The following is a 9,720-nucleotide window of genomic DNA, read 5'->3' as shown; positions in this document are numbered from 1 at the left end:
AGTCGCTGCCGAGGGTAGCAGTACCAGCCAAGGTGTAGTTAACCGTTAAGGCACTGGAGAGGTCGCCGGTGCGGGTGAGGGTAAAGACATTGCTCGCTGAACCGGCTTCTTTACCATCGGTGGTTTTGGCGATCGAGATTGATTTCGTCGCTGCTGCCGTGTCAATGAGCAGTGACCAACCACCAGCAATAGTTCCCCCATCTGGAGACTCATCATCCACAACGTAGAGGCTCCAGGTTCCATTGGGGTTGGTGTTGTTAAAGACCGAGAAATCCGTACCGTAGGGGCCAGCGGGAGCGGGCGAGTTAAAGATATCAGTGGTTTCAAAGTCTGTGGCCTTATAACTGCCACTGGTAATTAGCCCTGAATCAGGCAAGAAGGAGGTTGCCGTCGGCTCAAAGGTGAGAGTGACATTACTAACACCATCTGAGCCACCCACATCAGACATTAATAAGGCTTTGGCTCCCGTCGGACCGACCAGTAATACATCAATATCATCGGGCCAAGTATGGCTCAGGTTTGTCAGCGTTACTTTCAGGCTATTAATATTACCGCTTAAGCCTGAAACATTAATAGTGGAAGGATAGGGGCTACTCGTACCACCATCAGGAATAGTAATCGGGTTAGGGTTACTAAAAATCGGTAGGGTTTCTTCAGAAACAATCGTTCCTGTGGCTGTTCCGGGTGAACCGCCAATATAACCAGTTCCACTATTAACCGCGAGAGCCACTGTTTCGTCAGCGATTTCGGCAATGGTGTCAGCAATCGGAGCAACCTCGACCGTTGCCGTTGTCGCACCGGCGGCAAAAGTGACGGTTCCCAATTTTGTCGTCGGGTCGAAGGTGACACCACTACCTGTTAATACGTTGTAATCGGCTGGGTCGCTTCCCACCGGGACGGCGTTGGCTATGCCACTCGCCCCGAAGTTAACGGTCAGGGGAGAACTCAGGTTTAAGTTAGTGCGAGTAAAGGTATAAACTAAGTTAGTCGTACCGTCTTCCTGCACACTGGCCGGACTGACGCTGACGGTTACAGAAGGTAAGTTAGCCGCCGCCAAAGCGTTAAACACATTGAGCCGCTTACCAGAAACCGTTTTACCGGCTAGAGCGGCAATAGAATCCCCCGTGTTCATTAAGGTGTTTTTCACCTGTTGGGCTGTCCAGGTAGGATTTTGTGACCACAACAAAGCCGCCGCCCCAGTTACATGGGGACTGGCCATGGATGTCCCTGAATAGGTGGCATAGGTATTGTTGGGAGTGGTACTGTAAATCGCTGAACCAGGTGCGCCTAAATCTACGCTGGTTAAACCATAGTTGGAAAACGACGAGAGGGAATCGGTGCGGGTGGTGGAAGCAACGGAAATAATATTATCTAAGTTGTAGCTGGCAGGATAGGAGGGGCTTGTGTCAGTGTTTTGTGCACTATTACCAGCCGACGCAATAAATAAAGCCCCCGCCTGACCCGCCGCATTAATCGCATCGTAGAGCGCTTGACTATAACCGCCACCTCCCCAAGAGTTATTGGTGAGCTTAACTCCTTTGTCCGTCGCATAGTTAATTGCCTTAATGGCATTGGAGGTAGAGCCTGACCCCGTATCATCAAGGAACTTCAGCGGCATGATTTTGGCATTCCAGGCCACCCCCGTCACACCGACCCCATTGTTACCTTTGCCAGCAATGGTTCCCGAAACATGGGTTCCGTGACCATGAACATCACTGGGGTCATTGTCGTTATAGGCAAAGTCCCAACCGCGAATGTCATCAATGTAGCCATTGCCATCGTTGTCAATGCCGTCTCCCGCAATTTCCCCTGGGTTTGTCCAGATATTGCCAACTAGGTCTTGGTGATTGTAGTCAACCCCCGTATCGATAACCCCAATCACTAGATTAGGATCGCCGGTTTGAATATCCCAAGCTTCAGGGGCATCAATATCGGCATCGGCAGTACCGCCACTTTGTCCAGTGTTATGCAATCCCCAAAGTTGATTAAAACTGGGGTCATTGGGGAATGTCGCCTGGGGACTAATTGTGCCTTTTGTCACAATATAGTCGGGTTCAATGTATTCAAAAATCGGATTGGAGCCATGTTGTGCCAGAATCTTCTCCACAGAGAGCGACCCGGATAATTTCCAAATCTCTGCCCCCGTTAGTTTAATCTTCTGGGTTTTAACAGCACCAAAGAGGGAGTGAAACTGAGCAGCTTGGGCGGTGGCGATCCCTTGTTTAAACTTGACAATGAGTTGATTGGGAGCATGGGGGGCAATAGTGCTAGTTGCTGCAGGTTTTAGCTCTGAGGTGACGGGGGCAGCGGTGGGTAGAGAAGTAAGACCCACCGCTGGACTGGTGCTGACGGGGGCAGCGGTGGGTAGAGAAGTAAGACCCACCGCTGGACTGGTGGAATAACCAGAAGAGTTAATACTAAGAGAAGCGGGAAACAATGGGGAACTCTTAGCAGCAGGGGAGACTGAAACACTTGGGGGAACCGTAGGAGCCTCAGAGGATGATGTAGATGGGGAGGGGTTAGAGTTCAAGACTCCTAAGAGAGGGGGAGGAGTTGCGCTCGATACACTTAAATCGCCGGAACCTGTTACATCAAAGGTGATTGGGAAGGATTGCTCGAAATTCAAAGAGTCTTCTAGAGATGGCATATATGTACTAAATGAATGAGAACTGACTTCTAATAAGAAATTACTTCTGTTGTCTTCATCACCAGGCACACCCTATTTTCCCAAAATCAATCGGTCAATCACTTGAGGGTGTTCAATTCTTCCTGTTTATGGTTAGGCAAAAGACAAGCCTGCTCTTTGTTACTGATTATGCTAAATTAACATACAAGATGCCAAGACAACCTACTTCTAACCCAAAAATTCCGAAAGTTTCTAAAGCCATAGCCTCTTCGTTTTATTAGTTTAAGTTTATTGTTGATTCCCTCGACTAATCCATTCGTTGTCCTTGGCTGGAAATAACTGCGGTTTGATTGCTTGCTGTCACTAACAGAAGAAACCTTCCCTTTAGATGTAGTGGCTTTTACCTCAATCTGCTTAACCCGAACCGTGGCTAAATTAATCTTTGTTTCCTAAGTTCCCTGGAAAGATTAAGGTAAAAATTAGACATATCCGCCCTTAGATTGGCTGATCATGGCTATTTACCAACGATTCGGGGCTATCCTCAGCAATCCAAGCTCTGACTAACTCGTAGCAGAGACCGAGCAGAACCGGTCCGAGGAATAAACCGATAATCCCGTAGGCGATCACTCCCCCGAACACCCCTAACAGAATCACCACCATGGGAATGGGCAGACCGCGCCCCATTAAGATCGGCTTGAGAAAATTATCCACCAAGGTGGCGGGAATCATCCAGAGGGTAAATAATAGGGCGATGGAATGGGGTAGTGTTACCCAAGCGTGAATGAGCGCCCCCAAGACAATCAAACCGGGGCCAATTTGGAGAATACCCAAAATTAGGGTGAGGAGAGTTAATAAACCGGCCGCAGGCGTTCCCACCGTCACTAAACCGATGCCGATCAAAAGACTCTGGATAATAGCAACACCAATAATACCGCGGCTAACATTGCGGACGGTGGAGGCGGTCAGACCGGCCAGCGCAATTCCTCGACCTGGGGCGATCTTTTCCGCTAATCGGTTCATCGGGCGAGTCAGATTTTTAGCCGAGAGGGTGAGGGCTGCCGCAATCAGAATCGAGGCGATAAATTTCAGCACCGTCAGACCGGTACTGGTGGCCAGAGAAAGGGAGATTTTCCCCAGTTCTTTTAATTGTGGCTCGAAGCGTTGAAGAAATTGACCCGTGTTATCGAATGCCTGCTGCCAGAGACTAGCAATCCTTTCGCCAATTAGCGGCCAGGTGGCCACATCGTCGGGGGGAGGGGGAATCACCGCCGCACCAGTATCGATATACTCGGCCAGCGTTCGCAGATTACCCGCCAGAACCGCTGCAATGCCACTCACCGGACCGATAATAATCCCTAGACAAAGTAGGGTGAGGAGAACTGCGGCTAGTTTCGCCCGGCCAGCGAGTAACTTTTTTAACCAGAGAAAGATCGGATACCAAGCGATCGCTAGAATTGCTCCCCAGAGGATCATGGTTAGGAAGGGACGCAGCAGGGTGAAACCGGCAAATAACAACAGGCCGAGAAAAAACAGCCGGATAACGAGATCGATAATTTTAGCGTCATTTTTCATCAATAGCGATCGCCTTTTGGCTAGATGAGGACATTTCTGCAATTATGGCAGTTTTTCGTTATGGGTAGTGATACTAAATCCTGTTTAGAAGGTATAGGGGAGTGGGAATTATGAATTATGAATTATGAATTATGAATTAGGGAGAGGGAAGACCACTTCGTGCGCGTTGCGGGGGGAGGTGGGGAGAGCGGAGCGGGGAGAAACAATTCATAACTTGGGAGTTAATCACACTATTAAAAACGGATTTGGTATGATTCGCTAGTAGTGGTGAGCCTTCTTGCTGATCTGGTGGGGATTGTGTAAAATGTTTCCCGATCAAAATAATTGCCCAATAAATCTTGATAACTGATTCTTTCAGGGTAAATCTCCTGAGAAATATCTTTTTTTGGTCAGTGCAATGCTTACTTCCAACCGTCTTGATCGAGTAAAATCGACTAATTTAATCTGTTAACAAGGATGCCAGCAAATTTATTAGAAGTGCGGGGAGCCACCCGTCGATTTGGGGGATTAGTCGCCGTCGATGGGGTTTCCTTTCAGGTACAAAAAAACGAGATTTTTGGCTTAATTGGACCCAATGGGGCGGGAAAAACGACTTTATTTAATCTGATCACCGGTTTAATTCCCCTATCCAGTGGTGATTTAATTTATCAAGGCGACAGTCTGGCGAATTATCGTCCTCACCAGATCGCTCAGGCAGGAATTGCCCGTACTTTCCAGAATTTGCGCTTATTTGGTGAATTATCGGCTTTAGAAAATGTAGCGATCGCTGGTCACATTCACAATAGCTCCAATCTTTGGACGGGAATTTTGGGTTTACCAGTTTCGAGAAGGGAGGAGGAAAAAACCTACAAAAGAGCGGGGGAATTATTAGATTTAGTCGGATTAACCGACCAAAGCAACCGAAAAGCCCGTAATTTAGCCTATGGTGATCAAAGACGCTTGGAAATTGCCCGCGCTTTAGCTTTGCAACCCCAGTTATTACTGCTCGATGAACCGGCAGCCGGGATGAATCCCAGCGAAAAGGGGTCATTAAGTCAGCTAATTCGACAAATACGCGATAATTTAGCTTTAACGGTCCTGTTAATCGAACATCATGTGCCTTTAGTGATGGGATTATGCGATCGCATTGCCGTGTTAGATTTCGGTAAGTTAATCGCTTTGGGAGATCCAGCCACAGTCAGGGAGAATCGCGCAGTGATTGAAGCTTATTTAGGGGATGAATAAAGATTTTAGATAAATACTCTTCAGGTTAATGGGAGATAAGTAGGTAGGCGTTAAAAATTATCAGACACCACCCTTATCAAGGGGGGACTAAGGGTAGGGTTGATTCATGAATCAACCCTACTATGAATCAACCCTAGGACTGAGGGGGGATCGAACCTAAAATCCATTTTTAATTTAATTATAACCAGCTACTTAACAATGATTATTTAATTACCAGAGATAGTCAAAAAAAGAGTTAAAGTTTCTCCCGATCAATATTTTGTCATAAGTACGGACGCACAATTATTTGTAGGATGGGTTAGCGGTAGCGTAACCCATGCTAACTCATCCAGTCGCTTAATTCCTTTAATCTTGTTAGTGCGTAACAACTCTCGACGCACCTCATAATCAGCAATTTCTGGAAGAATAACCCTAATAGCTGCTTTAATTAGCGTTTGTAGCCAACAATTACAAGCTAGACTTTCAGGCGCTCGCTTAGGATTAGTAATTAAACCGATAATTCCCGTATCTAATAAAACTACTCTATTCACCAAGTTACTCCCTTTAAGTGAGCCGGAAATAAAGGACGCTCAGATAAACGATCTTGATCGAGTGCTTCGATTAAATATTCACCGGTTTCTTGTTGTTCCTGTTCATCTTCTTCATCAATCCAAGATTGAAGTAAATTAACCAGTTTGGTCTGTTGTTCTTGTTCTAAAATAGTATCCTTGAGCAACTTTAGGACATAAGCTTCTAGAGAAAGACCTTTCTCCCTCGCTTTTTGGCTGAGATATTGTTCGATTTCCGCTGTTAAATTAAGAGTTAGTGGCATGGGCTTGACTTGAATCAATTTATCGTGTCTTTAACTATTATAACCCAAAAAAGCGATCACCCTCTATCAATATAGCGCAATCGCCCCTAATTTAAGACTTCAATTGTTGCTCGATTTGCCAGTTTTCTATTAAACACTAACTAGCAAAGTCAAATACTGGTGTTTCAATTACCCGTTTTGGTCGCTTATTTTCCCAGATAATTTCCTGCAAGCGTTCGACAGTTTCTGGTGCAAAAAAACGCTCTCCCGTTTCTACACAGACTCTAGCGGGGACATTTTCTATAATGAAAAAATTGCCATTGATTTCAAGGGTATAGGTAACTTCTTGTTCAATTAAGGTTTCTTGTCTAGAATTAGTTGACATCTGGTGTTCTCCTTGATTTAAAATCAATCCATAAATTTGGATCGGGTTCATATAGGGTAATAATTTTGAGCAAAGGGCGAGAGGGATAGCTACAATGAATGTGTAAGGCTCTATTAATTAGAGTAAATCCCAAAAGTAAACAGCTTGCACCATACTTATCAGCCGGATAATCTTCAATAATTTCGCTTTGTTCCATCGCCTCCCGTAATTCTTGAACACTGATCTGACGCAGGATACTTTGATTGACAGCGTGTTGAGAAAATTCCAATTGGTTTTGTCTAACTTTTTGACGAATTTCCTCAATCATTTCAGTGATAGCCGCCTTTAATTTGATCGTAAATATCCTTCGCTGTCATTTCGCCAAATAACTGATCTTTAATTTCTAAATAATTTAGAGGTTGGGATGCTGTTTCTCTTAGAAAGAAGGCCGCTTTAGCAATTCCCAATCTCTCTACAAGAGCTTTAACTCCCTCTTTTCTAATTTCATCAATCTCAGGAATCGTCAAATCTGTTTGAATTTTCATAGTAATTTTTCTCAATTCAAGCGTTGAAAATAATGGCGACAAACTCCACAGGAGTTTTAACAGCAAGAGTGCCACTGTATTTTTTAATCATTCGATCGTCGCAGGTAATGAAGTAGTCTGCTTCTATAGCTTCGGCACAAGCAATATGCAAAGCATCTACTCCTTTAATTTTAGCAGAGGTTTCGATTTGCTGCGATCTTGCTAAGACCTCTTCCGTAATCAGTTGAAAGTGCCTAGCTTGTTGCAGGACTAGCTCGACAAAAGTGCGGCGGTCGCTGTAAGGATTTCGCTGGGTTTCATATAAGTAGTCGTGCAAAATTAATTTCCTAGTGAAGATAGGCAAGAGGCAAGAGACAAGAGGCAAGAGGTGGTTAGATATGTGTAATTAATTTTGCTTAGGTACTTACTAGCACATCAGAAGAGACAATTTCTATTGTTTCATTCTCCACCAGCAGGAAAATTAATTGCATCGAGATTGACTCCAAATAGATTCTGGCTTGAGTCTGATCGTCAAAGATTCGGTTGAGAACACTCGTATCAAGATAGACTTTCAATTTTACTTTAGTCATTCACACTTCTACTATAGACCTCTTGCATAAATCCGAAAACAAACGATAGAAACAATAATGGGAGGGACTTTCAGTTAATTATTTATTAGTAGTTGATAATCTTAAAAAATGTTGCTGTACAAGGATCGACTTAAGACTTTTGCAAGAGGTCTTATTATAACCCAAAAAAGCGATCGCACTTTATCAATATAGCGCGATCGCTGCTAATTTAAAGCTAGATTGACCAGTTTTTTATTTTAATTTGCGCTTCAAGGCTGCACCCGCACCCAAAGCACCGATGGCAAGTAAACCTAAGACTGAAGCAGGTTCGGGGACTTTTTGACCTGTTAGGTAAAAAGCATGGTGTTGTCCATTATTAGACCAGTTGTTGAAAGTCCCGCCGAAGGATTCTTGACCTGTTGAACCAACACCTGGAGTTGTTGTACTCCAACTCCAATAAATCTCGTCCCGGTCAAAGTTGCTGGAAAGGTGTAAACCTAGCCAGTATGTTGTATTTGCCGATAAATCGAGAGGAGTCTGAAGATCGAACGAATAAGCATATTCGTTGAGACCAAAAGTTTGGTTGCCAGTTGCCGTCTTCACCACGTTAGCCCCTGCGCCTTGAGCAAAGGGGGTACCGGCCGGCTGACCGCCTGCATTTGCGAATACAAAGTAGTCGAGGGTTCCATCCCATGCACCTGGATCCTCAAACGTCCAGAAATGAACATCTGTTAGCCTTGTCCCAATATCCTGACTAAGAATAAAATCCTCTGTCTGTACCCATTGCGTCATTTCATTTCCATCCTGTTGATCTGGACCACCCCCATCAAAAATTATAGATGCTGACGCTGTTCCCATGGTTGCAAGAGCAATAGATGTTGCTCCAGCACTAACTATCGATAAATTTTTAAGCACAGTCGAAGTTTTCATGTTCGGAAATTTTCCTCAAAACAAATAAACAAACAAATGTCCTGACTGTCCTTTAAAGGAAAAAATCTCAAATTAAGCGACATTGGCAAGGGAGAAAAATTGGTTTTTTCAAAATTGCCAATCACTAAATTTTAAGTTAGTTCCTCAATGACAAGACAGAGCAACAACGGGATTCTACCCCCCCCGATTTTGTCAAGTGTAAACCAACACAAATTTACAAAAATTTATAATTATTGTTACCCTTAAGAGTAGGGTAGTAAATCTCAATTTGGTCGAAATATCTATATTACAGAGCGCACGCAGTTCGATAAACTCACTGACCACAGTGCGCTCCTACCATTGGCGCAATAATATTATTGTAGGGGCGAATTGCATTCGCCCTCTTTGATCCCCCCTTAATCCAAGGGGGGTATCTGACAATTTTTAACCCCTACCTAATTAACAGCCAATCCCTAATCTCTCAATAACAGATATTCACGAATCTCAAAAAAGTTATCCCAAGGAATATAGGGTTGATTTTCCGCTTGCAGATAATCGATTAAACGATCCCTAGCAAAAACTAGATCGGCCCTTCTAGCCATGGTAATATCGGTAACGGAATCACCGATCGCAATAGTTTCTACTCCTGAATATTTGGCCATAATCAAGGCTTTAGCCACTAATTCTGTCTCATTTTCCCAATCGGAGTGAACTTGCAGATATTCCCCTTGAGTATGAAGATTGACCCCATAAATTGCCGTCACCTTATCTAATAGTCCCTCCCGTTTTAAGACCGTTTCAATCATGCCTTGGATACCACCGGAGACAATAATAAAAGGGATGGATTGCTCCTGTAAAAAAGCGAGAAATTCGGCTAATCCGGGGCGAATTGGCTTGCTTTCGGCATAGGCGAGAATATCGGCGTATTTTTGGCTCGGTATCGACTCTAGTAGTTGACGGACACCCCGGCGCAGACTGAGAGTGCGAGCGTACATTTGGGGCATAATTTGGGCCGATAAATCGGGGGCGAATTCTTTGAGCATACCCGCAAAAGTTTCCACGGCGGTGATAGTGCCATCAAAGTCACAGAAAACAATTTTACTCATGGGGTGACAAAATATCTGAAATTGGATATAATCGAA

11 protein-coding genes and 1 pseudogene are annotated in these 9,720 nt (G+C 44.5%); 1 reads left to right on the top strand and 11 read right to left on the bottom strand.

Annotation, left to right across the window (positions count from 1 at the left end; genetic code table 11):
* The 3 genes and pseudogenes from ACE1AQ_RS02105 to ACE1AQ_RS02095 all read right to left on the bottom strand — a co-directional run.
* A partial coding sequence (locus ACE1AQ_RS02105) for a S8 family serine peptidase (RefSeq protein ID WP_374807756.1) occupies window positions 1-2,647 on the bottom strand: 2,647 nt, incomplete at its 3' end.
* Window positions 2,648-2,823: 176 nt separating this feature from the next.
* Window positions 2,824-2,967, bottom strand: a pseudogene (locus ACE1AQ_RS02100) (transposase); the annotation flags it as partial.
* Window positions 2,968-3,121: 154 nt separating this feature from the next.
* Complete coding sequence (locus tag ACE1AQ_RS02095) at window positions 3,122-4,198, bottom strand: AI-2E family transporter (RefSeq protein WP_106908975.1); 1,077 nt, start codon at window positions 4,196-4,198, stop codon at window positions 3,122-3,124.
* A 456-nt stretch (window positions 4,199-4,654) separates the two neighbouring features.
* Between ACE1AQ_RS02095 and ACE1AQ_RS02090 the strand changes: the two genes are divergently transcribed.
* Entirely contained in the window at window positions 4,655-5,422 is a 768-nt protein-coding gene (locus ACE1AQ_RS02090) for an ABC transporter ATP-binding protein (protein ID WP_110543400.1), read from the top strand.
* Between the two features lie 251 nt (window positions 5,423-5,673).
* Here the strand turns inward: ACE1AQ_RS02090 and ACE1AQ_RS02085 are convergent, their stop codons facing one another.
* The 8 genes from ACE1AQ_RS02085 to ACE1AQ_RS02050 all read right to left on the bottom strand — a co-directional run bounded on the left by ACE1AQ_RS02085 (window position 5,674) and on the right by ACE1AQ_RS02050 (window position 9,684).
* Window positions 5,674-5,952, bottom strand: a complete 279-nt coding sequence (locus ACE1AQ_RS02085; RefSeq protein WP_110543402.1) for a hypothetical protein — start codon at window positions 5,950-5,952, stop codon at window positions 5,674-5,676.
* Entirely contained in the window at window positions 5,949-6,233 is a 285-nt protein-coding gene (locus tag ACE1AQ_RS02080) for a hypothetical protein (RefSeq protein WP_106908973.1), read from the bottom strand. Before ACE1AQ_RS02080 ends, ACE1AQ_RS02085 begins: the two co-directional genes overlap by 4 nt.
* Before the next feature lie 136 nt (window positions 6,234-6,369).
* Window positions 6,370-6,648 carry a YgiT-type zinc finger protein gene (locus tag ACE1AQ_RS02075; protein WP_002755282.1) on the bottom strand — a complete coding sequence of 93 codons (279 nt, stop codon included), beginning with the start codon at window positions 6,646-6,648 and terminating at the stop codon, window positions 6,370-6,372.
* Complete coding sequence (locus tag ACE1AQ_RS02070; protein WP_002755280.1) at window positions 6,587-6,904, bottom strand: DUF4258 domain-containing protein; 318 nt, start codon at window positions 6,902-6,904, stop codon at window positions 6,587-6,589. The genes ACE1AQ_RS02075 and ACE1AQ_RS02070 overlap by 62 nt, the downstream gene beginning before the upstream one ends.
* 1 nt (window position 6,905) lies before the next feature.
* Window positions 6,906-7,121, bottom strand: a complete 216-nt coding sequence (locus tag ACE1AQ_RS02065; protein WP_106908972.1) for a hypothetical protein — start codon at window positions 7,119-7,121, stop codon at window positions 6,906-6,908.
* Window positions 7,122-7,137: 16 nt separating this feature from the next.
* Complete coding sequence (locus ACE1AQ_RS02060; protein ID WP_253257650.1) at window positions 7,138-7,437, bottom strand: PIN domain-containing protein; 300 nt, start codon at window positions 7,435-7,437, stop codon at window positions 7,138-7,140.
* A 484-nt stretch (window positions 7,438-7,921) separates the two neighbouring features.
* The gene (locus ACE1AQ_RS02055; protein ID WP_110543406.1) at window positions 7,922-8,599 is read right to left on the bottom strand and encodes a choice-of-anchor R domain-containing protein; all 678 of its coding nucleotides are present in this window, start codon (window positions 8,597-8,599) and stop codon (window positions 7,922-7,924) included.
* 452 nt (window positions 8,600-9,051) lie between these two features.
* On the bottom strand, window positions 9,052-9,684 hold the full coding sequence (locus ACE1AQ_RS02050; protein WP_110543408.1) for an HAD-IB family phosphatase: 633 nt from the start codon (window positions 9,682-9,684) through the stop codon (window positions 9,052-9,054).
* Window positions 9,685-9,720 lie beyond the last annotated feature (36 nt).

The organism is Microcystis sp. BLCC-F209, from assembly GCF_041928595.1.
Classification (GTDB): domain Bacteria; phylum Cyanobacteriota; class Cyanobacteriia; order Cyanobacteriales; family Microcystaceae; genus Microcystis.
This window is presented reverse-complemented; position numbering and strand designations above follow the sequence as displayed.

Coding starts and splice junctions, on each gene's coding strand:
- ACE1AQ_RS02095 (WP_106908975.1), bottom strand. CDS start 4,198: ATGAAAAATGACGCTAAAATTATCGATCTCGTTATCCGGCTGTTTTTT.
- ACE1AQ_RS02090 (WP_110543400.1), top strand. CDS start 4,655: ATGCCAGCAAATTTATTAGAAGTGCGGGGAGCCACCCGTCGATTTGGG.
- ACE1AQ_RS02080 (WP_106908973.1), bottom strand. CDS start 6,233: ATGCCACTAACTCTTAATTTAACAGCGGAAATCGAACAATATCTCAGC.
- ACE1AQ_RS02075 (WP_002755282.1), bottom strand. CDS start 6,648: ATGAACCCGATCCAAATTTATGGATTGATTTTAAATCAAGGAGAACAC.
- ACE1AQ_RS02070 (WP_002755280.1), bottom strand. CDS start 6,904: ATGATTGAGGAAATTCGTCAAAAAGTTAGACAAAACCAATTGGAATTT.
- ACE1AQ_RS02065 (WP_106908972.1), bottom strand. CDS start 7,121: ATGAAAATTCAAACAGATTTGACGATTCCTGAGATTGATGAAATTAGA.
- ACE1AQ_RS02055 (WP_110543406.1), bottom strand. CDS start 8,599: ATGAAAACTTCGACTGTGCTTAAAAATTTATCGATAGTTAGTGCTGGA.
- ACE1AQ_RS02050 (WP_110543408.1), bottom strand. CDS start 9,684: ATGAGTAAAATTGTTTTCTGTGACTTTGATGGCACTATCACCGCCGTG.